The sequence below is a fragment of the Bradyrhizobium sp. 26S5 genome (genome assembly GCF_036923295.1).
GTDB classification, from domain to species: Bacteria; Pseudomonadota; Alphaproteobacteria; order Rhizobiales; family Xanthobacteraceae; genus Bradyrhizobium; species Bradyrhizobium septentrionale.
Genome location: NZ_CP145948.1, coordinates 444,625 through 466,507, shown reverse-complemented (window position 1 = coordinate 466,507; position 21,883 = coordinate 444,625). Strand labels below are relative to the sequence as shown.

The window sequence follows — 21,883 nt, the reverse complement described above, 5'->3', positions numbered from 1 at the left end:
TTCTTCAAGTCTTGACATTGCGCAGACCTCGTTTCCCGCTTGCACCATTGACGAAAAGCCGACGCGGACCTAACTCCGCCGCCATGAGCACCAAAGACACTATCATAAACAAGTTGCGTGAAGCTTTCTTGCCGGAAAGCCTCGACGTGGTCGATGAGTCACATCTGCATGAGGGCCACGCCGGGCACAGGCCAGGCGGCGAGACGCATTTCCGTGTATATATTGTGTCTCCGGCCTTCGAAGGGAAGAGCCGGATCGAACGCCATCGCATGATAAATGCGACGCTGGCGCAGGAACTCGCCGGCTCGGTGCACGCGCTGGCGATCCATGCACACGCCCTCGGGGAAAAGCCGCGCTAGTTCGCGCTGGCCTCAAGACGCCGCCACAGTTTTCCTTTATTGAGGACGGATACTCGGCGACGGACCTGCACCATATGCGGGCAGGTCAGCGTATCGCATCGCCACCGATCTATGTGGGGCCGTTGATGATCCCTTGCTGGCCACGCCTCCGGTCGATCGCAACCGCCGCCGGCCTGCTCCTGATCTGTGCAATCCGCCCGGCCGCGGCGCTGGATATGCCGAGCCCGTTCGTCCAGGAGGTGCTGATCAAGAGCATCCTAGTGTCGCTCAACGATGCGGTGGCGGCGAATAATTTCTCCGTGTTCCACGCCAAGATCTCAAAACCGTTCCGCGACCAGTTTCCGCCCGACAAGCTGAAGACGATCTTCAAGGACCTGGTCGACAAGCACGCCGTGTTCGACGCCGTGGTCGCCAGGCCGATCGTGCTCGATGAGGACGCCAAGATCGACGACAAGGGCGTGCTGCGGCTGAAGGGCCATTTCGACACCACGCCGAAGCAGGTGAAGTATCAGCTCGGCTTCATCGCCTCCGACGGTGCCTGGAAGCTGTCGGGCATCTCGATCGATATCGAGTAGCACTGGCGTGCCTATCAGACCCGTCATCCTGAGGAGCGCGTAGCGCGTCTCGAAGGATGCACGGCCCGGCTGGTGGCCGTCGACCCTTCGAGACGCCGCTTCGCGGCTCCTCAGGGTGACGGGGATAGGCCTGCGTTAGCGGTACCAGGACTAAAACGCCGTCCCCGCCCGCTTCGGCTTCTTCTCGTCGTGCTCGGCCTCGCGCGGGACTGCGACGATGCGCAGCGCGGTGATGCGGTTGCGCTCGCGGCGCAGCACGCGGAAGCGGAAGCCGTGGAAGGTGAAGCTCTGGCCGCGATCGGGAATCGAGCGCGCCTCATGGATCACGAGGCCGGCGACCGTGGTCGCCTCCTCGTCCGGCAGGCGCCAGTCCATCGCGCGGTTGAGATCGCGGATCGGCACCGAGCCGTCGACCACGACCGAGCCGTCCGGCTGCGCACGGACACCGGCGACAACGACGTCGTGCTCGTCGGAGATGTCGCCGACGATCTCCTCCAGGATGTCCTCCAGCGTCACCATGCCTTCGACCTCGCCATACTCGTCGACCACGAGGGCGAAGTGGGTCTTGCGGCGGCGGAACGCCTTCAGCTGCTCGGAGACCGGGCGCATCTCCGGCACGAACCACGGCGGCAGCGCGATCGCGGAGGCGTCGATCGCCGACATGTCGCCCTCATTGGCGCGGATCGCGCGCAGCAGGTCCTTGGCGTGGAGCACGCCGACGATGTTCTCCGGCTTCTCGCGCCACAGCGGGATGCGGGTGTATTCGCTGGCGAGCACCTCGCGCACCAGCTCCTCGGGCGGCAGGTCGGCGTTGACCATGGTCATCTCGGTGCGGTGGACCATCACGTCGGAGACCTGCAGCTCGCTCAGATCCAAGAGGCCGCCGAGCATGTCGCGATCCTGCTTCTCGACCTTGCCCTCGTGATGCAGCAGATCGACCGCGCCGCGCAGGCGTTCGGTCGGCGACAGCACCGCCTGATGCGTCCCGACCTTGATGCCAAGCAGCTTCATCAGCGCCAGCACGATGGTCTCGATGATGGTGAGCAGCGGCCCCAGCACGAAGATCGTCAGCCGCATCGGCCGCGCGACCAGCAGCGAGATGCGGTCGGGCGCGTTGATCGCGATGGTCTTGGGCAGCACCTCGGCGAACACCACGACCATCACGGTCATGACCGCGGTGGCGTAGAGCACGCCGACATCGCCGAACCAGGCGGTGAACACGCCGGTCGCCAGCGCCGAGGCGCCGATATTGGCGATGTTGTTGCCGAGCAGCAGCGCGCCGATCATGCGCTCGCGCATGTTGATCAGCTTCGAGACCACGCCGGCATCGCTGTTGCCCTGTTTCGACAGCCGCAGCATGCTGGCGCGCGAGGCGCCGGTCAGCGCCGTCTCGCTCGCCGCGAAGAACGCGGAGATGAAGAGACAGACCAGCACGATCGAGAAGGTTAACCAGCCCACTGGCTTGATCCGTGGTTTAGGCCTTCAGCTTGGCTTGCAGGAAGTCGCGCACCAGCTGTGGCTCGACATTGTTGGCGATCACGGCGCGGCCGACGGCCTCCAGCAGGATGAAGGTGAGCTTGCCGCGCTTGACCTTCTTGTCCTGCGCCATCAGCGCCAGCAGCGCGTCGGCGTCGGCAAGACCTTCCTGCGTGAAGCCTGCGATATCCTGCAGCCGCGTCGGCAATCCTGCCGCGGACAGATGACGCGCGATGCGCGTAGCATCGTCGGACGAAATCATGCCGAGCTGCGCCGAGAATTCAGCGGCAAGCACCATGCCGACCGAGACGCCCTCGCCATGGAACAGGCGGTCGGAGAAGCCGGTCGCGGCTTCCAGCGCGTGCCCAAAGGTGTGGCCGAGATTGAGCAGCGCGCGCTCGCCTGTCTCGCGCTCGTCGCGGGAGACGATGGCGGCCTTGGCGCGGCAGGAGGTCGCGATCGCGTGCTCGCGCCCGGCGCCGCCTGCGACGATGTCGGCGTGGTTCTTTTCGAGCCAGGCGAAGAAGGCCTCATCGCCGAGAATGCCGTATTTCGCGACCTCGGCGTAGCCGGCGCGGAACTGGCGCGGCGACAGCGTGTCGAGCACCGACGTGTCGGCAATCACCATCACCGGCTGGTGGAAGGCGCCGATCAGGTTCTTGCCCTGCGGCGAGTTGATGCCGGTCTTGCCGCCGACGGAGGAATCGACCTGCGCCAGCAGCGAGGTCGGCACCTGCACGAAATCGACGCCGCGGCGCAGGATCGCGGCCGCAAATCCGGCGAGATCGCCGACCACGCCGCCGCCGAGCGCGATCACCAGATCGTTGCGCTCGATCTTCGCTGCGACCAGCGCTTCGCTGACCTGCGTCAGGGTGGCATAGCTCTTCGAACTCTCGCCCTCCTCGACGACGATCCGCGACGTCGGCACGCCTGCAGCTTTGAGCGAGGCTTCGGTCGGCTCCAGCCAATGCTTGGCGACGGTGCGGTCGGTGACGATGGCGGTGCGCACGCCGGGCCGCAGCGCCGCGACGCGCTCGCCGAGCGACTGCAGCACGTCGCGGCCGATGACGATGTCATAGGCGCGGTCACCGAGCGCAACGTCGACGGTAACGGAGGCGGAATGTTTCACGGGCGCAGTCATGAGGTCGCGTTCAATCCATCAGATGGTGGCTCGTCGGCCGGGCGCGCGCCGCACAGATGCGCATGCAGAGCCTCGAGGCATTCGTCGACGATGCGGTCGTGCGGCACGTCGCGCGAGGCAATCGTCAGATCGGCGTTCTGGTAGACCGGCTCGCGCTCGCTGAGCAGCCGGTTGACGGTCGCCTCGGGGTCGGCGGTGTGCAGCAGCGGACGATCGGCGCGGCGGCGGACCCGGCGCATGATGATATCACTGTCGGCCTTGAGCCAGATCGAGATCGCGCGGTCGCGAATCCGGTTGCGGGTCTCCTCGCGCATGAAGGCGCCACCGCCGGTCGCAAGCACGATCGGGCCGCTGTCGAGGATGCGGGCGATCACCCGCGCCTCGCCGTCGCGGAAATAAGGCTCGCCATGGGTCTCGAAGATCTCCGGGATCGTCATCCTCGCCGCCGCCTCGATCTCGGTGTCGGCGTCGGCGAACGGCAGCTTGAGCCGCGCCGCCACCCGCCGTCCGATGGTCGACTTGCCGGCCCCCATCATGCCGACCAGCACGATCGACCGCGTCCCCAGCGCGGCCGCAATGTCGGCCTCCAGGGTCGGGTGGGTGGGCGCCGGTACGGCTGCGTCGGACATAAAAAGCTCGGATATCGGGACGAATTGTTCAGAATTCGAGCCACCTATACTACCCCCGGCGACACCGTTACCAGCGACTCTTGCAACGGCGCGGGGAACATGTTGGATGATTTCATTGGTTAATTCGCTCCCTGAGTCGCCTCCATGCCCAGCCTGTTCCGCTTCCTGACGGTCGTCGCCGTGATTTTCGGGATCGGCTACGGCGTCATCTTCGCGCTGGCGAATTTCGTGACCCCGAAGCCGCGGGAAATGTCCGTGACCATCCCGCCGGATAAGTTCCTCAAGAAATAGGCGCTATGAGTCTTGGCATGCCCGCTTCCGCCAAGATCACCAAGACCCCCGCACAGGCTCCGGCCAAGACTGCTCAGCCGAAGTCCTCCGACGCCAAGCTGACCGCGTTGTTCCTCGACATGCTCGCCGCGGAACAGGGCGCCGGCGCCAACACGCTCGACGCCTACCGGCGCGACCTGACCGACTTCTCCGACTACCTCGCCCATGCCGGCACCGATTTCACCGGCGCCGACACCGAGGTGCTGCGCGGCTACCTTGCCGACCTCGATACCAGGGGCTTCAAGTCGTCGAGCGTGGCGCGGCGGCTGTCGGCGATGCGGCATCTCTATCGTTTCCTGCTCGACGAGCGGGTCCGCGGCGACGATCCGGCCGCGATCCTGTCCGGGCCGAAGCGCGGCCGCGGCCTGCCCAAGGTGCTGTCGATCGCCGACGTCGACCGCATGCTGACCCGCGCCAAGGAGCTGACCCAGACCGACGTCTCGCCGGCGCAGCGGCTGCGCGCGCTGCGGCTCTATTGCCTGCTCGAGGTGCTCTACGCCACCGGCCTGCGCGTCTCCGAGCTGGTATCGCTGCCGGTCTCCGCGGCGCGGCGCGATGCGCGGATGATCGTGGTGCGCGGCAAGGGCAACAAGGAGCGGCTGGTGCCGCTGAACGACGCCTCGCGCCAGGCGATGGCGGACTACCTCGCGGCGATCGAGGTGATGCAGCCGAAGGCGAAGAAGGCCGCGCCGTCGAAATGGCTGTTTCCGTCCTCCAGTGAGAGCGGCCATGTGACCCGGCAGCATTTTGCCCGCGACCTCAAGGAGCTCGCCGCCGCCTCCGGACTGGCGCCGCGGCTGGTCTCCCCGCACGTGCTGCGCCACGCCTTCGCCAGCCATTTGCTGCATAATGGCGCGGATCTGCGCATCGTGCAGACCCTGCTCGGCCACACCGACATCTCGACCACCCAGATCTATACCCATGTGGTCGAGGAGCGGCTGAAGAGCCTGGTCCGCGACCTGCATCCGCTGGCCGAGAAATCGTAAGCCGTCCGTAGCCCGGATGCAGCGCAAGCGAAATCCGGAGACGCTCCATCCGGGGGTCGACTTGTCCCGGATTTCGCTTCGCTTCATCCGGGCTTCTGTAACGGGCCTTTGTAAGTCAATCCCTTTTTGCGTGATCCACTCGCCGGGCACTTGCTTCTGTACGGGATCGGCGCGAAGGCCGTCGCCTGATGGGGTGCATTGAGGAGCCGGCCGGCCAATCTACGGAAGCGTGGTTGTGAGCCACTTCCCGGATGGCGGCCTGACCGGATCCATCGTCCCGGCGCAGGGACCTCGCTCAGGGAGAGCCTGGTGTCGTGGCCCGCCCAGAACCGATTGCTGCTCCTTGCTTAGGTTGCCGAGGCCTTGGCCATCGGGTTGAACGGTTTGGCGTCGGCGAGCATGCGATGCAGAACGACGGCGAGCTTGCGTGCGAGCGCCACCTTGGCCTTGCGCAGGCCTGCGCGCCGGGCGATCCGCATCGCCCAGCCTTTCAGCGCCGAGCAGTTCCTGACCGGCTTGGTCAGCATGACGTGAGCCGCCTGATAGAGCGCCTCGCGCACGGAGGCATCGCCGATCTTGCTGATGCGGCCGGTATAGTCGGTTTCGCCCGATTGGTACTTCTTCGGGGTGAGGCCAAAATGCGCTCCCGTCGCCTTCGAGGACCGGAAGCGCTTCGGGTCGTCGACCGCCGAGGCGTAGGTAAGCGCCACGATCGGGCCGACGGACGGTGTCGTCATCAGGAGGCGGGCTTGAGGGTGCGACCTGGCGAGCTTTTGGGTGTGCTTATCCAGGCCATTGAACTCGCGCCGCAGCACGGCGTGGGCTTCGAGCAGCGCCTGTGCCACGATCTCAAGTCCGGGATGGCCCGCTACGAGCTCCCGGATGCGTTCGGCGAACGTGCGCTCGGTGGTCGTGCCGACCTTCAGACCGAAGCCGCGGAGCACGCCGCGCAGGCTGTTCTCGATGTCGCGCAGCTTGGACTGCAGCAGCTTGCGTGCCGTCAGAACCGCCCGCGTCTCCTGCGCTTCGATCGACTTGCAGTGCACCGGCCGGAACCAGCCCAGCCGCATCAGTTGCGCGATCCCGCGGGCATCGTTGCGGTCCGACTTCACCGGCATCGCCTTGAAGGCATCGCGGACGTGCCGCGTCTCCAACAGTTCGACTGCCAGGCCCGCATCCCGCATCGCTGCGTAGAGCCATTGCGACAGCGGACCAGCCTCCAGCCCGATCCGTTCCAGCACCAACCCCAGCGACCGCAACCAGGTGATCAAGGCCTCCGGCTCACTCGCAACCCTCGCCTCGCGCAAAATCTTACCTGTCCCATCGACAAGGCAGACGCTCGAGCATTCCAAAGACACGTCGATTCCTGCATAGTGGTACATGGTCGTCCCTTAATGATGCTTGGAGCGGGCTTGCCCGACTCCGTTTATTGACACCATCAGTTTGAGGGACGACCGCCTTCCAACCAACAGGCCGCTCGCGAGCGCGCTTCCAAATCGCGCCGTAGCGAGCGGGCGGCCGGCCCGTTACCCCATCTACATGGACCGGAGACATCGATACCGTCATCTGATCCGTCTTGACTTCGGCGGCATCTCCGCAGAAAGAGCGTCACCTGCCTGCGATCCCGAAGCGTGCATTCTGCCCGGATGCGCGTTAACCGATTGAAGTTACAAAACTTCTCTTCTCTACGCCGAAACCGCTTCGCCCCTCGCACCCTTCCTCCCTATATTGAGTTGATGCCCGACCCGATGCGCAGCTATCTCGACTTCGAAAAACCTGTCGCCGAGCTTGAATCCAAGATCGACGAGTTGCGTGCGCTTGCCGCAAGCGGCAGCGACATCGGCGACGAGGTCGCACGGATCGAGGACAAGGCGGCGCAGGCGCTCACCGAGCTCTATGCCAACCTGACGCCATGGCAGAAGACGCTGGTGGCGCGGCATCCGCAGCGGCCGCACTTCACCGATTTCATTGGCGGCCTTATCACCGAATTCACGCCGATGGCCGGCGACCGCAAATTCGCCAACGATGAGGCCCTGATCGGCGGCTTCGGCCGCTTCCGCGGCGAGAGCATCTGCGTGGTCGGCCAGGAGAAGGGCGCCACCACCGACAGCCGCATCAAGCACAATTTCGGCATGGCGCGCCCCGAAGGCTACCGCAAGGCGGTGCGCCTGATGGAGATGGCCGATCGCTTCGGCATCCCGGTGCTGTCGATCGTCGACTCCGCCGGCGCCTATCCCGGCATCGGCGCCGAGGAGCGGGGCCAGGCCGAGGCGATCGCGCGCTCGACCGACGCCTGCCTGTCGCTCGGCGTGCCCAATGTCGCGATCGTCACCGGCGAAGGCATGTCGGGCGGCGCCATCGCCATCACCACGGCGAACCGCGTGTTGATGATGGAGCACGCGATCTACAGCGTGATCTCGCCGGAGGCGGCATCCTCGATCCTGTGGCGCGACGGCACCAAGGCGCAGGAAGCCGCCAACAGCATGAAGATCACCGCACAGGACATGCTGCGCTTCGGCGTGATCGACCAGATCCTGAGGGAGCCCTCGGGCGGCGCTCATCGCGACCCCGCCGCGATGATCACGACCACGGGCGACGCCATCGCCCAGGCGCTCAACGACCTACGAAATCTTGATCCGGACGCGATTCGCAAACAGCGGCGCCAGAAGTTCCTCGATATCGGCCGCAAGCTCGGCTGAGGCGCCCAAACCGCCCGATTTTTCGTCCAAATCGCCTGATTTTGCCGTAATTGGGCCCTGAGCAGGGTCTTTAACGTTCCTTGAACCATGCCTGCTACCGTGAGGGCCGTCAGCCCCTGTTCAGGTTGCGAGCTGGGGGTGTCGAAGGCTAATATTTTACACAATGGCTTCAGGGCATATTCGCCGTGTTGGGGTCGCGAATAACGCCCGGTGGGTGTGGAGCTTCGGACTTGACTCATCGCACGCTCGTACGCGCGCTTCTGACTTCGGCGGTGCTCGCCGCGGGTATCTTGCTCGCCGGTTGTGACAGCGACCAGATCTCGCTCGCGCAGAACGCCAAGGCCAACCAGCCGGTCACGCCAAAACTCCTCGCCGCCATGGTCGAGAAGGACATGGATCTGCAGTCGCCGATGCTGGTCCGCCTGTTCAAGCAGGAGGCCGAGCTCGAGGTCTGGAAGCAGGACCGCTCCGGCCGCATGGCGCTGCTCAAGACCTATCCGATCTGCCGCTGGTCGGGCGATCTCGGTCCGAAGGTCCGCGAAGGCGACCGCCAGGCGCCCGAGGGGTTCTATTCGATCAACCCGAGCCAGATGAACCCGCAGTCGGCCTACTACCTGTCGTTCAACACCGGCTATCCCAACGCCTTCGACAAGGCGCTCGGCCGCACCGGCTCGCAGCTGATGGTGCATGGCGACTGTTCGTCGCGCGGCTGCTACGCGATGACCGACGAGCAGATCGCGGAAATCTATTCGCTCGGCCGCGAGTCGTTCTTCGGCGGCCAGAAGGCGTTCCAGCTGCAGGCCTACCCGTTCCGGATGACGCCGGTGAACATGGCCAAGCACCGCAACAATCCGAACATGCCTTTCTGGAAGATGATCAAGGAAGGCTATGATCATTTCGAAGTGACGAAGCACGAGCCGAAGGTCGACTTCTGCGAGAAGAAGTACGTGTTCGACGCGGTCAAGGCACCGAACGCGACACGAGATCCGGTGTTCGATGCCTCCGCGAAGTGCCCGGCCTATGTGATCCCCGACGAGATCGCCAGCGCCGTGCGCGAGAAGGAGCAGCAGGACGCCGCCGAGACCGCCAAGCTCGTCTCCAAGGGCACGCCGGTGGCGCGCCTCAACACCGGCATCGACGGCGGCATGAACGCGATCTTCGCCTCGAAGATTCCGGAAGGAAACACCGGTCTGTCCGAAGGCGGCGACAGCCAGTCGCTGCAGTCGATGTCGCTGGCACGCGCGCCCGGCACGATCCCCGGCACGGTCAATCCGCCGCGGCCCAATCTGGCGGTCCAGCAGGAACAGCCGGTCGTGGCGACGACGTCGTCGACCACGCCATCGCCCACCACCCGTGTTGCTTCGGCCAACGCGTCCGACAAGTCCGAAGGCTTCTTCTCCAGCTTTGCCCGTAAGGTCGGGATCGGCGGCACCGCTGATGCGACCCCGGCAGCCGCGGCCAAGCCGCCGGCTGCAGTCGCTGCCGCGCCGGCCAAGCCGAAGGTCGCCGAGGCCAAGCCGCAATCGGTGGTTCGCGTCGCACCGAAGGCGGAGCCGAAGCAGGCCGCCAAGCCCGCGCCAAAACCGTCGGTCACCGACACTGCCGCAGCCGCGCCGGCCCCCGCAGCCACCGGCACCCAGCTCGCCGGCTCCGCGCCGGTGGTGCAGTCGAACTCGTTCGACACCCGCTTCTCGGCGGTGAAGTAAGCGCGGCGCGACTGCGTCGCGACGCCGGTCGGTACCGATCAACTTTCCAGACAAGACAGTGTCGTCCCGGCGCAGGCCGGGACCCATAACCACAGGATTGAGTTGGTGAGGAAAGCTGTGGCCCCAGCGTCGCAACAATCACCTTCGGTGGCTATGGGTCCCGGCCTGCGCCGGGACGACACCGAATTTGTTGCGCCACTTGTGGCTCACACATGGCTCACACATCCGCATTCTCGCGACATGATTTGTCCGAGTCGTGCTTTTCGTTCCGCCCTCTCTTGAACAGAGGGCGCAGGGAAAGCCGGGCGCCGATCGCACCCATGGGCCCCGTGCAAAGGTAGAAAGCACGGGGGTAGGACCACAGGTGTAACCGGGAACATCCCGGCTTTCCCTGCGCGATGGGGTACGGCTTACTTCGTGCTCTCCCCGGCGAGACTAGGCTTGCTTGTCACCGCCTTCGCGAAAACGCTTGCGCGTCTTGCGAGAGGACACCTGCCACTAGGGCGTCAGGACCACACGACTTCACCGTCCGCGTCACATGCTTTCGTCTCTCGCACGCTCAGCGTCCACCGCATCTCACCGCAACACCCGTGACGATCGCGAAGCGCCCCTCGATCGGGTGAGACGGCGGATTTATAACACTGAGTTGTATTTCTGATAAAGCGAAATATTTTTGCTGCGGGGGCTTGCGCCGTCGGGCAACTCAGTGATTGGCGCGTCAGGGAAGCACCGGCGGAAGGGTTCCCTCCCCCCTTGCGGGGGAGGGCTAGGGAGAGGGGTGCCACACGACGAACTCTCTCCGAGCTCGTCAGGACGATAAGCAAACGCATTTTGCGAGCGCGCCCCCTCATCGATCATCTCGCCCGGGGCTACCCCTCCCCACCCTCTCCCGCAAGGGGAGAGGGAGCCCGAGAAGCGTGCTCACCTCACTGGCATTCTAGGAGCCACATAGCCGCATCATCGCCGCCCTTCGCCACCACATTCCTCTTGCCAACTACGCGCCGACGATCGTGAGATGCGGCACGAGGCACAGCCGGGAGGTTGCGATGGATGATCGAACCGTGCGGGCGGCGCTGCAGCGCCATTGGGAGGCGTCGGACGCGAGCGATTTCGCGCGCGAGCATGAGATCTACCATGAGGATGCAGTGCTCGATTATCCGCAATCGGGCGAGCGGATCCGGGGCCGGCGCAACATTCAGGAGAGCCGCACGGTGCAGCCGAACAGGAAGCGCTTCACGATCCAGCGCATGATCGGCGGCGGTGACCTCTGGGTCACCGAATTGGTGCTGACCTATGACGGCATCCCGTCCTATACGGTGAGCATCATGGAATTCCGCGACGGCCAGGTCGTGCACGAAACGCAGTATTTCGCCGACCGGTTTGAGCCGTCGCCCTCACGCGCACACCTTGTCGAGCACGTCGGCGGAACACCGTCGCACTAACCTGGCAAGGACATTTGCGACCGCACCGGCCGGTGATCGCTACATGCCGTGGCTTTCAAAGACCTTCTTGCAGCTTGAGCTCAGGCTGGCCCGCTTCATCTGCAGACAGTTTTGCACGGCGCCGTCATTGCCGAGGTCCTTGCGGCAGAAGCGCTGCGCATCGCGCGAGCACGCATTCTGTTCTGCCTTGGTGCCGGAACTGCTGCGCCAGCGCGACGCCGCTGCTCATCATGGCAACAGCACTAAGGATTACGATCGAAAGATAACGCATGGATGAACTCCTCCCGCTGCCCAACGGCAGCCGGAGCCGTTCGTTCCTGTGGAACCACGGATTCTACGGCGCCAGATACCGCAGCAATTCCGGATCGTTGCGCACCTCGCCCGCCTCGCCCTGCAACGCGACGCGGCCGCGGTCCAGCACATAAGCATAGTCGGCGACGCGCAGCGCGAGGTCGAGATGCTGCTCGACGATCACGACCGAAATGCTCTTGGCGAGTTCGATCAGCCGCTCGGTGATCTCCTCGATCACGCCGATCCAGACGCCTTCGGTCGGCTCGTCCAGCAGCAGCAGTTTTGGATTGCCGAGCATGGCGCGGCCGATCGCCAGCATCTTGCGTTCGCCGCCGGACAGCGTGCCGGCCGGCTGGTCGAGCCGCTGGCCGAGCTTCGGGAAGATCGCGAGCACGCGATCGACCGCGCTGGCATCCGAATTGGTCAGCGAGCCGACCGCGAGGTTGTCGCGCACCGACAGGCGGGCGAACACCGAATGCTCCTGCGGCACATAGCCGATGCCGGAGCGCACCCGCTCCTCGGTGCGGCGCCGCGTGATGTCGCGGCCGTCGAAGAACAGTTCGCCCTGCGAGCTCGCGAGCTCGCCGACGATGGTCTTCATCAGCGTGGTCTTGCCGGCGCCGTTGCGGCCGAGCACGGCGACGCCGCCGCGCCAGGGAATGCCGATGTTGACATCGAACAGGACCTGGCTGCGGCCATAACCGGCATCGAGATGCCTGATATCGAGGAAGGATTGGTCAGGCACGGCGAAGATAAATCTCCTGGACGCTCTTGTTGGCCTGGATTTCCGCGACGGTGCCGCACGCCAGCACCTTGCCCTGGTCGAGCACGGTGAGGCGGTCGCAGATGTCGCGGATGAAATCGAGGTCGTGTTCGACGATGACGAGCGAGCAATGCTGCTTGATCGGCTGCAACAGCTCGCCGGTGACGCGGCGCTCCTCGAGGCTCATGCCGCCGGTCGGCTCATCCAGCAGCAGCAGCCGCGGCTTGCCGGCGAGCGCCATCGCGATCTCCAGCCATTGCTGCTGGCCGTGCGACAGCGCCGCGGCGGCGTCATGGGCGCGATCGGCGAGGCGGAACTGGGTCAGCATCGTCATCACCTGATCGTGCAGGCTCTTGCGGGTGCGCGAGAGCACCAGATCGAACAGCGAGGACTGCGCCTGCAGCGCCAGCAGGATGTTGTCGTACAGCGTCAGCGTCGGCAGCACCGAGGTGATCTGGAATTTCAGGCTCATGCCGGCGCGGGCGCGCTCGGTCGGCGTGAACGACGTGATGTCGGCGTTGATGAAGGAGACCTTGCCCGTGGTCGGCACCTCGGCGCCGGCGACGCATTTCATCAGCGTGCTCTTGCCCGAGCCGTTGGGGCCGATCAGGCCGTGAAACTCGTTCTCGCCGACGGTCAAGCCTGCGCCGTCGAGCGCGGTGAGCTTGCCGTACACCTTGCTGATGCCTGACGCCTCAAGGAGCGGCATTGCCGGTCTCCTTTGGCGCCTTGTTTGGTCCCTTGCTTGGCCCTTTGCCGAAACTGCCGACCCGCTCGCGCTCGCCGAGCACGAAGGAGATCAGCCCGAGCGGACGGAACATGATCACGAGCAGTAGCAGCACGCCGAGGATGATCGGCCAGACGTCGCGGTAATTGTCCGACAGCCAGAAGCTGACGCCCTCGATGATCACGGTGCCGATCACGGCGCCGATCAGCGTGCCGGAGCCACCGAACAAGACGTAAAGCACGACCTGGGTCGAGAACACGACGCCCAGCATGTTGGGCCAGACGAACCCCTCGTGGAAGGCATAGAGGCTGCCGGCCAGACCGGCGATGGTGCCGCCGACCGCGAAGATGATCGCCTTCAGGTGCTGCGCCTTGTAGCCGAAGAAGGCGATGCGCTGCTCGTTCTCGCGCAGGCCCGCCAGCGCCAGCCCGAATTGCGAACGGACCAGGAAGCGGCTGAGCAGGTAGACGACGACCAAGATGCCGAGCACCATGTAGTAGTAGACCGGCCCCTCCTCGAACTCGTAGCTGCCGAGTGTGAGCGGCGGGATCGACGGGATGCCGTTCTGGCCGCCGAGATAGTACCAGCCGCGCGCCAGCCGGTCCGCGGCATAGGAGCCGGTCAGAGTGCCGAGCGAGACGAAGATCACGCTCGAGGGATAGCGTCCGAGCAGGAGGAAGCCGCCGAGCAGCAGCGACGCGGTGAGCCCAATCAGCGCGCCCGCCGGCAGGATCAGCAGGATCGACGTGACGTTGAGGTCGCGCGCCATCAGCGCCACGCCGTAGCCGGCGGCACCAAAGAACAGCGCCTGGCCGAAGCTCATGATGCCGGCATAGCCCCACACCAGGTCGAACGACAGCGCGAACAGCGCAAGGATCACCACGCGGGTGGCGAACACCGTGAGATAATCCTGAAGCACCCACGGCAGGACCAGTGCGATCAAAAGCACCAGCCCTTCCACGATCGGCAGGACCTTCCATCCTGCCGATGCCTGTCCCGGCGGCGCGCCTGCGGCCGGTGCACCCTCACCCGTCACGACATCTGGCTCCTCGCCGAGGCGTGCGACGGCCTGCTTTGCTCTACTCATCGATCGCTCAGCATTCCTTGGGATCAACGAGACCGTTGCTGCGCGCCACGATCTCATAGTTCCCGCCTTTGGCAACAGCCGTGTACATTTTCATCTTGCAGTGACGCTTGCCGGGAACCATCTCGGCGGGGCCGCCGGGCCCTTCGGCGATCTTGGCGTGGTCGAGGGCGGCCGCGACCGAATCGCGGTCGACCTTGCCGGCTTCCTTGACCGCCGCTTCCCACAGCTTGAGGCCGCGATAGGTTCCGGTCGCGGCGCTGCCGGCGGCGAACAGGATGTTGCCGGGAAACTCCTTATCATAGGCCGCCTGGAGCCTGGCGTTGAACGGATCGTCCTTGGTCAGCACCTTGAAATAGTCGAGGCAACTCGCCAGCCCCTCGATCTCGTTGGCCTGATTGATGTTGAGCGTGTTCTCGTCATAGTAGACGCAGGCGAGCCGCCCGCCATTCTTCAGGAAGCCGGCTTCATAGAGCTGCTTGAAGAACGGGCCGACGCCCGGCGGGATCACGGTGTTGAAGACGACGTCGACCTTGTTGGAGACGATGCGGTTGACGGTCGACGAGAAGTCGACCTGGTCGAGCGGGTAGTATTCCTCGAACACGACCTCGCCGCCGTTCTGTTCGATCACCTTGCGGGCGTAGACGTTCAGCGTATGCGGCCAGACGTAGTTGGCGCTCGGCAGCGCGAACTTCTTGCCGCCGTTCTTGATCAGCCAGGGAATGAACTCGTCGCATTGCTGCGCCGGCGTCGGCCCGGTGCAGAACAGATAGGGCGTGCACTCCTTGCCCTCGTAGAGCTGCGGATAGATGTAGAGCGTCTTGCCGCGCGCCACGATCGGATCCTTGATCGCGTTGCGCATCGACGAGGTGATGCCGCCCAGCACCATGTCGACCTTGTCGCGCTGGATCAGCTTGCGGACATTGCCGACCGCGACCGATTCGTTCGAGGCGGTGTCCTCGATATAGAGCTCGAGCGGCCGGCCAAGCAGGCCGCCGCCGGCGTTGATCTCCTTGATCACCATCTTGGCGACGTTGGCGTCGGCGTTGCCGGCATAGGCGATCGGGCCGGTCAAATCGGTCGCGATGCCGACCTTGATCGGGCCGTCGGCGGCGTTGGCCCAGTCGGGCCTGACCACCCAGCCGCCGACGCCGGTTGCGAGCGCGCCGGTCGCGAAGGCAAAGTTGCTCATGAAGCGGCGGCGCGTGAGATTGGTGCGGTCGATGGACATCTGTCTAAACCCCTTTTCCAGCAATGAGGCCCTGCGGCCGGAATTTGATGAAGGCAATCGCGAGCACGAAGACGAGGACGTCGGCGACGACGGGCGACATCACCCATGGCAGCGCCGCGCTGAGCGTGCCGATCAGACCGGCGCCGGCGACCGGACCGATGAAGGAGCCGACCCCGCCGACCATCACGGCGACGAAACCCTGGATCAGGAATCGTATGCCGAGATCGGCAAAGAGGCTGAACACCGGCACGATCAGCGCGCCGGCAAGCCCGGCCAGCGCCGCGCCGAACGCGAAGGTCGCGCCGTAGATCAGGGGCGTCGAGATGCCCGAGGCGCGCGCCAGCGCCGGGTTCTCCAACGTGGCGCGGACCCGCAGCCCGAAGCTGGTGCGCGCCAGCAAGAGATAGCAGCCGCCCATCACCAGGAGCGTGATCACAATGATGGTGAAGCGCCAGGCCGAGATGTGGATCGAGCCGAGGTCGATCGAACCGCCGATCGGCTCCGGCACCGTGAGATAGAAGCCGCCGATCAGGCCGCGCACGCTTTCGCGGATGATCAGACCAAGCGCATAGGTGCCAAGCATCGCCACGATCGGCGCCGCATAGAACCGCCGGATGATCAGCGCCTCCAGCACGAAGCCGAGCGCACCGACCACGAAGGGCGCGGCGATCATGCCGGCCCAGACCGGCGCCCCGTGGGCGTAGGCCAGATAGGTCACATAGGCTCCGAGCAGGACGAATTCGCCCTGCGCGAAGTTGAAGATGCCCATCATGCTGGCGATGATGCCGAGCCCGAGCACGACCAGGACGATGATCGCGCCGAAGCTGATGATCTCGAACGCCGCGGCGAAGCTAGTGGCCATGGCGTCCGATCCGTACCCTGTGCGTCTGCGACAAGCGGTGCCTCACATCTTCTTCCAGTCGCCGGCCTGCTCGAAGGCGTGCGCGGCGCGGTAGATGGTCTGCTCCTCGAACATCCGGCCGACCAGCATCAGGCCGACCGGCAGCCCGTCGACCATGCCGCAGGGCAGCGACATCGCCGGGTGATGGGTGATGTCGAACGGCGCGGTGTTGGAGATCATCTCGAGCGCGCGGGCGACATATTCCTCGCGGCTGGCAGTGGCCTCGGGCAACTTCGTCGCCTTCATCGGCGTGGTCGGCATCAGCAGCAGATCGTAGTCCTTGAAGGCCTTGTCGTAGGCCGCGGCCAGCCGGCGGGAGATGTTGAGCGCCTTGCCGTAGAAGCGCGGACCGAAATTGTTGTTGATGTAGGTGCCGAGCATCATGAACAGCTTCGTGGTCTCGGACAGGGAATCCGCCTGACGGCGCCAGCCGCGATGGAAATCCATCAGCGAGGTCGAATAAAGGTCGGAGCGGCTGAGGCCATAGCCGTCGCCGAACATCATGGTCTGGGTCAGGCCTTCGGTGCCGATCGGAGTCCAGATCGCGCCGCCGGCCATGTGCATCGGGATCGACACGGTCTCGACCGACGCGCCGAGATCCTTGAAGCGCTTGGCCGCCTCGCGGACACTTTCGTTGACCGCGGCCTCAGCGGTCGGCTGCTCAAAGCCTTCCTTCAGGATGCCGATCTTCATGCCCTTGACGCCGGCCCCGAGCGCCTTGCTGTATTGCTCGACCTTCGGCGCCTTGATGCGCGGGTCGTAGCCGTCGTCGCCAGCGATCACTTCCAGTAGCAGCGCATTGTCTTCCACAGTCGCGGTCATCGGGCCGGTGTGGTCGACGTAGATCTCGATCGGCATGATGCCGGTATAGGGCACGAGGCCCCAGGTCGGCTTCATGCCGTAGGTGCCGCAGAACGAGGACGGCATGCGGATCGAGCCGCCCTGGTCGCCGCCGATCGCCATGTCGACCTCGCCGAGCGCGACCACGACGCCGGAACCCGACGACGAGCCGCCGGCCGAATAGCCCATCTTGTGCGGATTGTGCACCGGCCCGTAGGAGCCGGTGTGGCTGCCGCCGGACAGGCAGAAATGTTCGCAGTGCACCTTGCCGGCGATCTCGGCGCCGGCGTCGAGCATGCGCGTGACGATGGTGGCGTCGAAATCGGGCATATAGCCTTCCAGCGTCGACGAACCGTTGGTCATCGGCACTCCGGCCAGCATGATATTGTCCTTCAGCGCCACCGTCTTGCCCTTGAGCTTGCCGGAACTCGCGCCCTTCACGGTCGACTTGCGGTACCAGGCGTTGCGCGGGTTTTCCTCCGGGCTCGGGCGATAGCCCGGCGTGCGCGGATATTTCACCACCGGCAGTTCGTCCGGCATCGCGGCCACGACGTTGTAGGCGTCGATCGAGCCCTGCATCAGGCCGCGGAACGAGGCCACGTCCTCATCGGTCAGGGACAGGCCACACTGCTCGGCGACGGCACGAAGTTGCGTTGGCGTGGGAAGGACGACGGTCACGGCGCTCTCCTGAAGCTTTTGATCTTTGGAATTGATCCAAGGGCAGCAGCGTCGCGTTGGCACGCGAACTGCTCACCCCGTCGCTGTATTCAAAACGGAAATATTTTCCTTTTCAAGTATTATTTCGCAAAACTGTCTGACGAGGCTGCCGCACCCCGCCTCAGATCGCCCTGACCACCCTGAAGTCGAGGCCGTCGGCTTCGGCAAGATACATCGGCATCCTGGCATGGCCACTGCGAACCGTCACGGGCCCGCGCGGGCCGCGATAGACGAGGTTGTCAGCTGCCGCGAGCAGCGGCCGCATCTCCAGCGTGCCGGCGCGGCTGGCGGCCGCCTCGAGCAGGCAGAATCCTTCATAGGCGGACTCGCTGCACGACCCGACCGGCGGCGCGAACGGACCGAACATCGCGCGATAGCGGTCCCTGAAATCGTCGCCGGCCTGCGAGCCGACGCCGGGGAAATAGCCGGAGGCGCAGAACAGGTTCTCGGTCTTGTCGGCGCCGATGCCGAGCAGCGCCGTTTCGTCGAAACAGGTGGCAAAGCGCAACGTGGTGGCGGCGAGCCCGGCATCGGCGAAGGCGCGGTTGAAGGTCACGCTGTCGGTGCCGATCAGCGAGATCAGCACCACATCGGGCTTCGCCGCACGGATGCGCGCCAGATGCGCCTCGTGATTGTCCTCGCCGACCGGCACGAACTCCTCGCCGACAACCTCGCCGCCGGTCTCCTTGATGTAGCGCTTCACCGCGCGATGCGATTGCCACGGCCAGACATAATCGCTGCCGATCAGGTACCAGCGCGAGGCGCGCTTCGCCTCGGCCAGCCAGTGGATCGACGGCCGGCTCTGCCAGCGCGGCGTCTCGCCGATCGCGATGACGCCCGGCGTCCGCTCGCCGCCTTCATAGACCGGCGTGTAGATGTAGGGGATTCGGCTGCGAGTGATGAGGTCGCGCAACGCGACGCGCACCGCACTGGTGTGCAAGCCCATGATGAGATCGACTTCGTCGGACGCGATCGCCTGCTCGGCGCGGTCGAGCACGTCGTCGAGCGGCCCGCCGGCGTCGTAGACCGAGAACTCGATCTCGCGGCCGAGGATGCCGCCGCGCCGGTTGATGTCGGCGACCGCAAGCTGCGCGATCGAGGTGGCAGCTGGACCCCACATCCCGGGCGAGCCGGTGCAGCAGACGAAGCCGCCGATCCGCAGCCGGTTCCGCGCACCGCGCGGACCGAAACCACCGCGATCCATCGGCGAAAATACCCGATCGGACGCCGACGCCAGGTTCCTGAACAGCAGGGATGGCGGGAACGGGAGGCCTCCACCCCTGTAATTCAAGGTTCTTGCCATGACGTTGAGCCTCGAATGCACACCTGCTCCTGTCTGGCACCGACCCGCCGCGGCGAGCGCGGCATCGCCCTCACCGGCGACGGTACCATTTTAGATCGTCTTGATCACATTGAAGTCGAGACCGTCGGCTTCGGCAAGATAGATCGGCATTTCGGCGCGGCCGTCGCGAATGGTGACGGTGCCGCGTGCGCCGCTGTAGACGACGTTGCGCCCCGCAGCGAGCAAGGGCCCCAGCGACAGCGAGCGGGCGCGGCTGGCCGCCGCCTCGAGGAAGCGCATGCCCTCGTAATTGGACTGCCCGACCGAGCCGATCGGCGGCGCGTGCGCCCCGAACATCGCACGGTAGCTGGTCCGGAAGTCGTCATTGGCGCGCGAATCGACGCAGCCGAAATAACCGGAGGCGCAGAACAGGTTCTCGGTCGCGTCGGGGCCGATGCCGAGCATCACGGTCTCGTCCATCGCGCCCGCATAGCGCAGCGTCGTGGCGGCAAGCCCGGCGTCGGCAAAGGCGCGGTTGAAGGTGATGCTGTCGGTCCCGATCAGCGTGATCAGCACGACGTCGGGCCTCGCGGCGCGGATCCGCGCCAGATGCGGCTCGTGATTGTCCTCGCCGAGCGGAACGAATTCCTCGCCGACCACCTGGCCGCCGGCTTCCTTGATGTAACGCTTCACCGCGCGATGCGACTGCCAGGGCCAGACATAGTCGCTGCCGATCAGGTACCAGCGCTGCGCCTTCTTGACCTCGGTGAGCCAGTGGATCGCGGGCCGGCTTTCGGCGCGCGGCGTCTCGCCGATCGCCATCACGCCGTGCGTCCGCTCGCCGCCCTCATAGACCGGCGTGTAGACATAGGGGATGCGGCCGCGTGTGACCTTGCGCAGCGCGAGGCGGACGGCGCTGATATGCGAGCCCATGATGACGTCGATCTCGTCGAAGGCGATCGCGCGCTCGGCGCGGCGCACCACGTCCTCGATCGGACCGCCGGCGTCGTACATCGACAATTCGACCTCGCGGCCGCGGATGCCGCCGCGCTTGTTGATCTCGGCGATCGCCAGCATGACGCTGTTGGCCGAGATCGGTCCCCAGATCCCGGGCGCGCCCGAGAAGGTGATGAAATTGCCGATTCTGAGCTTGCCGTCGGTGCCGCGCCGGCGCGAGGAGCCTGGCCGAACGGTCAAAGCAAGATCGGCCGCGCTGGATGACGGGCTGCGAAACAGGTGCGGCGGCGCGACGGGCATGCCGCCATACGCCTGGAAAGAGACCGTCGAGAGCACGCCAACTCCTGTCTGGGAAGCAGTACGCAACGCAGCCAGCGGGCGGTCGCGGCATCCGCCCCTTGGTTGGGGGAATATTCTAGGGGAAAATATTGAATATTCAACAATTGAAGTGCATATAGAAACGGCATGCGTTGCCGGACATTCATTCACCGGGTCAGGAACCAGGTCTCACGCCGTGGCTAAACCGCCGAAAGAAAATTCCCCGATCACCGAACATCTCGCCTACCTGCTGGCGCAGGCCAACCGGGAGATCAACCGGCAGTTGGAGACGCGGCTCGCCAAGGAAGGCGTGCCGGTCGAGCAATGGCGCATCCTGAAAGTTCTGTCCGACGGCAACGGCCACTCGATGGGCGAGCTCGCCGACGCCGTGCTGCTCAACCATCCGACGCTGACCAAGATGATCGACCGCATGGTGTCGGACGCCCTGGTCTATCGCGTCCAGGATCCCAAGGATCGCCGCAAGGTGCTGATGTTCGTCTCCGACCGTGGCAAGGCGCTGTGCCGGCGGCTGAACTCGCTCGCGGTGAGCCAGGAAGAGCACATCGTCGAGAGCTATGGCGACAAGTCGACCACCGAGCTCAAGCGCCTGCTGGAAAGCCTGATCGGCAGCGCCAACTGACGCCGCGCCGGGCCTGATGCACCGGCCGGGCGCGCCGCTGTCGAACCCTCAAAAAAGACCGGCTGCAAATGTCGGGACGCGGCCATGTGCTGCGTCCTTTGGGCGCGCCCGCGGCGCGGCCTTCGCGCCCGAGCGCTTGAGGTCCATCCGATCCACAGATAGCGAGGACACCCCGTCATGCCTTCGATCACGCCGTTCCTCTGGCTCGACAACAACGTCCGCGATGCGGTCGCGTTCTACAAATCGGTGTTTCCGAACGCTGAGATCGAGACCGTCAGCGATTTCATGGCGAGTTTTGAGCTCGAAGGGCAGCGGTTCTACGCGCTCAATGGCGGGCCGCAGCACAAGTTCAACGAGGCGGTGTCGTTCTTCCTCAGCGTCGAGACCCAGCAGCAGGTGGATTATTTCTGGGAGAAGCTCACCGACGGCGGCCAGGAATCACGCTGCGGCTGGCTCAAGGACCGCTTCGGCCTGTCCTGGCAAGTGATCCCGTCAGCGCTGAGCCGCTACCTCAGCGATCCCGACCGCATCAGGGCCGACCGCGTCATGCAGGCGATGCTGAAGATGCAGAAGATCGTGATCGCCGACCTCGACCGGGCCTACGCGGGCTGACGGCGATGCGCCTGCGACGGGCGGGCAGCGTGCCCGCCACGTCGTCTGGGGCTGCTGGGTGCACCGGGTTCTACGGTGGAAGCGGACGCGTTTGCGGTGCGGAATGTACCTTGCCAAGCCAACCACCTTGCCGGCATGCGCAATTTCCAAGAAGCTGGGTGGCGATACTTAGCGCTA

General features: G+C 65.2%; 21 protein-coding genes and 1 pseudogene. 9 read left to right on the top strand and 13 right to left on the bottom strand.

Annotated features, from left to right (window positions below; translation table 11 throughout):
- Window positions 1-83: 83 nt before the first annotated feature.
- Window positions 84-359, top strand: a complete 276-nt coding sequence (locus V5279_RS02165) for a BolA family protein (RefSeq protein ID WP_029079592.1) — start codon at window positions 84-86, stop codon at window positions 357-359.
- Between the two features lie 125 nt (window positions 360-484).
- Entirely contained in the window at window positions 485-934 is a 450-nt protein-coding gene (locus V5279_RS02160) for a hypothetical protein (protein ID WP_338694702.1), read from the top strand.
- A gap of 150 nt (window positions 935-1,084) precedes the next feature.
- On the opposite strand, the gene V5279_RS02155 is transcribed toward V5279_RS02160, so the two are convergent.
- From V5279_RS02155 to V5279_RS02145, 3 genes are read right to left on the bottom strand one after another with little or no spacing between them, the layout of a single operon-like run.
- Window positions 1,085-2,392, bottom strand: a complete 1,308-nt coding sequence (locus V5279_RS02155) for an HlyC/CorC family transporter (protein WP_166301621.1) — start codon at window positions 2,390-2,392, stop codon at window positions 1,085-1,087.
- A gap of 16 nt (window positions 2,393-2,408) precedes the next feature.
- On the bottom strand, window positions 2,409-3,551 hold the full coding sequence (aroB, locus tag V5279_RS02150) for a 3-dehydroquinate synthase (RefSeq protein ID WP_338694701.1): 1,143 nt from the start codon (window positions 3,549-3,551) through the stop codon (window positions 2,409-2,411).
- On the bottom strand, window positions 3,548-4,180 hold the full coding sequence (locus tag V5279_RS02145; RefSeq protein WP_029079588.1) for a shikimate kinase: 633 nt from the start codon (window positions 4,178-4,180) through the stop codon (window positions 3,548-3,550). Before V5279_RS02145 ends, aroB begins: the two co-directional genes overlap by 4 nt.
- 144 nt (window positions 4,181-4,324) lie before the next feature.
- Here V5279_RS02145 and V5279_RS02140 point away from each other — a divergent pair, with 144 nt between their 5' ends.
- Window positions 4,325-4,471, top strand: a complete 147-nt coding sequence (locus tag V5279_RS02140; protein ID WP_166301615.1) for a histidine kinase — start codon at window positions 4,325-4,327, stop codon at window positions 4,469-4,471.
- A 119-nt stretch (window positions 4,472-4,590) separates the two neighbouring features.
- Complete coding sequence (xerD, locus tag V5279_RS02135; protein WP_414645991.1) at window positions 4,591-5,496, top strand: site-specific tyrosine recombinase XerD; 906 nt, start codon at window positions 4,591-4,593, stop codon at window positions 5,494-5,496.
- Window positions 5,497-5,843: 347 nt separating this feature from the next.
- On the opposite strand, the gene V5279_RS02130 is transcribed toward xerD, so the two are convergent.
- The gene (locus tag V5279_RS02130; RefSeq protein ID WP_166294930.1) at window positions 5,844-6,878 is read right to left on the bottom strand and encodes an IS110 family transposase; all 1,035 of its coding nucleotides are present in this window, start codon (window positions 6,876-6,878) and stop codon (window positions 5,844-5,846) included.
- A gap of 354 nt (window positions 6,879-7,232) precedes the next feature.
- On the opposite strand from V5279_RS02130, the gene V5279_RS02125 reads away from it, so the two are divergent.
- The 3 genes from V5279_RS02125 (at window position 7,233) to V5279_RS02115 (ending at window position 11,343) form a co-directional block, all read left to right on the top strand.
- Window positions 7,233-8,195 (top strand): acetyl-CoA carboxylase carboxyltransferase subunit alpha, encoded by a 963-nt coding sequence (locus V5279_RS02125; protein ID WP_029079586.1) that lies wholly within the window; start codon window positions 7,233-7,235, stop codon window positions 8,193-8,195.
- A 230-nt stretch (window positions 8,196-8,425) separates the two neighbouring features.
- Window positions 8,426-9,901, top strand: a complete 1,476-nt coding sequence (locus V5279_RS02120) for a murein L,D-transpeptidase family protein (protein ID WP_338694698.1) — start codon at window positions 8,426-8,428, stop codon at window positions 9,899-9,901.
- A 1,046-nt stretch (window positions 9,902-10,947) separates the two neighbouring features.
- Window positions 10,948-11,343 (top strand): nuclear transport factor 2 family protein, encoded by a 396-nt coding sequence (locus tag V5279_RS02115; protein ID WP_338694696.1) that lies wholly within the window; start codon window positions 10,948-10,950, stop codon window positions 11,341-11,343.
- A 39-nt stretch (window positions 11,344-11,382) separates the two neighbouring features.
- Here V5279_RS02115 and V5279_RS02110 read toward each other — a convergent pair.
- The 9 genes and pseudogenes from V5279_RS02110 to V5279_RS02070 all read right to left on the bottom strand — a co-directional run bounded on the left by V5279_RS02110 (window position 11,383) and on the right by V5279_RS02070 (window position 20,472).
- Window positions 11,383-11,575 (bottom strand): annotated as a pseudogene (locus V5279_RS02110) (hypothetical protein).
- A 102-nt stretch (window positions 11,576-11,677) separates the two neighbouring features.
- Window positions 11,678-12,379: an ABC transporter ATP-binding protein gene (locus tag V5279_RS02105; RefSeq protein WP_338694694.1), complete on the bottom strand. Its 702-nt coding sequence runs from the start codon at window positions 12,377-12,379 to the stop codon at window positions 11,678-11,680.
- Complete coding sequence (locus tag V5279_RS02100) at window positions 12,372-13,106, bottom strand: ABC transporter ATP-binding protein (RefSeq protein WP_338694692.1); 735 nt, start codon at window positions 13,104-13,106, stop codon at window positions 12,372-12,374. Before V5279_RS02100 ends, V5279_RS02105 begins: the two co-directional genes overlap by 8 nt.
- Window positions 13,093-14,211: a branched-chain amino acid ABC transporter permease gene (locus tag V5279_RS02095; protein WP_338694690.1), complete on the bottom strand. Its 1,119-nt coding sequence runs from the start codon at window positions 14,209-14,211 to the stop codon at window positions 13,093-13,095. Before V5279_RS02095 ends, V5279_RS02100 begins: the two co-directional genes overlap by 14 nt.
- A 7-nt stretch (window positions 14,212-14,218) precedes the next feature.
- Window positions 14,219-15,439, bottom strand: a complete 1,221-nt coding sequence (locus tag V5279_RS02090; RefSeq protein ID WP_338694688.1) for a substrate-binding protein — start codon at window positions 15,437-15,439, stop codon at window positions 14,219-14,221.
- Between the two features lie 4 nt (window positions 15,440-15,443).
- The gene (locus V5279_RS02085) at window positions 15,444-16,301 is read right to left on the bottom strand and encodes a branched-chain amino acid ABC transporter permease (RefSeq protein ID WP_029079578.1); all 858 of its coding nucleotides are present in this window, start codon (window positions 16,299-16,301) and stop codon (window positions 15,444-15,446) included.
- Between the two features lie 42 nt (window positions 16,302-16,343).
- Window positions 16,344-17,858: an amidase gene (locus V5279_RS02080; RefSeq protein ID WP_338694685.1), complete on the bottom strand. Its 1,515-nt coding sequence runs from the start codon at window positions 17,856-17,858 to the stop codon at window positions 16,344-16,346.
- A gap of 160 nt (window positions 17,859-18,018) precedes the next feature.
- Window positions 18,019-19,200 carry a substrate-binding domain-containing protein gene (locus V5279_RS02075; protein WP_338694683.1) on the bottom strand — a complete coding sequence of 394 codons (1,182 nt, stop codon included), beginning with the start codon at window positions 19,198-19,200 and terminating at the stop codon, window positions 18,019-18,021.
- A 90-nt stretch (window positions 19,201-19,290) separates the two neighbouring features.
- Window positions 19,291-20,472, bottom strand: coding sequence for a substrate-binding domain-containing protein (locus V5279_RS02070; RefSeq protein WP_338694681.1), 1,182 nt, complete (start codon window positions 20,470-20,472; stop codon window positions 19,291-19,293).
- A gap of 178 nt (window positions 20,473-20,650) precedes the next feature.
- On the opposite strand from V5279_RS02070, the gene V5279_RS02065 reads away from it, so the two are divergent.
- Window positions 20,651-21,094, top strand: coding sequence for a MarR family winged helix-turn-helix transcriptional regulator (locus V5279_RS02065; RefSeq protein WP_016847408.1), 444 nt, complete (start codon window positions 20,651-20,653; stop codon window positions 21,092-21,094).
- Window positions 21,095-21,271: 177 nt separating this feature from the next.
- A complete protein-coding gene (locus tag V5279_RS02060; RefSeq protein WP_338694673.1) occupies window positions 21,272-21,706 on the top strand; it encodes a VOC family protein in 435 nt (144 codons plus the stop codon).
- Window positions 21,707-21,883: the final 177 nt, after the last annotated feature.

What these genes read in the sequence shown, in the direction of transcription:
- V5279_RS02165 (WP_029079592.1), top strand. Translation starts at nt 84, where the DNA reads ATGAGCACCAAAGACACTATCATAAACAAGTTGCGTGAAGCTTTCTTG.
- V5279_RS02160 (WP_338694702.1), top strand. Translation starts at nt 485, where the DNA reads ATGATCCCTTGCTGGCCACGCCTCCGGTCGATCGCAACCGCCGCCGGC.
- aroB (WP_338694701.1), bottom strand. Translation starts at nt 3,551, where the DNA reads ATGACTGCGCCCGTGAAACATTCCGCCTCCGTTACCGTCGACGTTGCG.
- V5279_RS02145 (WP_029079588.1), bottom strand. Translation starts at nt 4,180, where the DNA reads ATGTCCGACGCAGCCGTACCGGCGCCCACCCACCCGACCCTGGAGGCC.
- V5279_RS02140 (WP_166301615.1), top strand. Translation starts at nt 4,325, where the DNA reads ATGCCCAGCCTGTTCCGCTTCCTGACGGTCGTCGCCGTGATTTTCGGG.
- xerD (WP_414645991.1), top strand. Translation starts at nt 4,591, where the DNA reads ATGCTCGCCGCGGAACAGGGCGCCGGCGCCAACACGCTCGACGCCTAC.
- V5279_RS02130 (WP_166294930.1), bottom strand. Translation starts at nt 6,878, where the DNA reads ATGTACCACTATGCAGGAATCGACGTGTCTTTGGAATGCTCGAGCGTC.
- V5279_RS02125 (WP_029079586.1), top strand. Translation starts at nt 7,233, where the DNA reads ATGCCCGACCCGATGCGCAGCTATCTCGACTTCGAAAAACCTGTCGCC.
- V5279_RS02115 (WP_338694696.1), top strand. Translation starts at nt 10,948, where the DNA reads ATGGATGATCGAACCGTGCGGGCGGCGCTGCAGCGCCATTGGGAGGCG.
- V5279_RS02100 (WP_338694692.1), bottom strand. Translation starts at nt 13,106, where the DNA reads ATGCCGCTCCTTGAGGCGTCAGGCATCAGCAAGGTGTACGGCAAGCTC.
- V5279_RS02095 (WP_338694690.1), bottom strand. Translation starts at nt 14,211, where the DNA reads ATGAGTAGAGCAAAGCAGGCCGTCGCACGCCTCGGCGAGGAGCCAGAT.
- V5279_RS02090 (WP_338694688.1), bottom strand. Translation starts at nt 15,439, where the DNA reads ATGTCCATCGACCGCACCAATCTCACGCGCCGCCGCTTCATGAGCAAC.
- V5279_RS02085 (WP_029079578.1), bottom strand. Translation starts at nt 16,301, where the DNA reads ATGGCCACTAGCTTCGCCGCGGCGTTCGAGATCATCAGCTTCGGCGCG.
- V5279_RS02075 (WP_338694683.1), bottom strand. Translation starts at nt 19,200, where the DNA reads ATGGCAAGAACCTTGAATTACAGGGGTGGAGGCCTCCCGTTCCCGCCA.
- V5279_RS02060 (WP_338694673.1), top strand. Translation starts at nt 21,272, where the DNA reads ATGCCTTCGATCACGCCGTTCCTCTGGCTCGACAACAACGTCCGCGAT.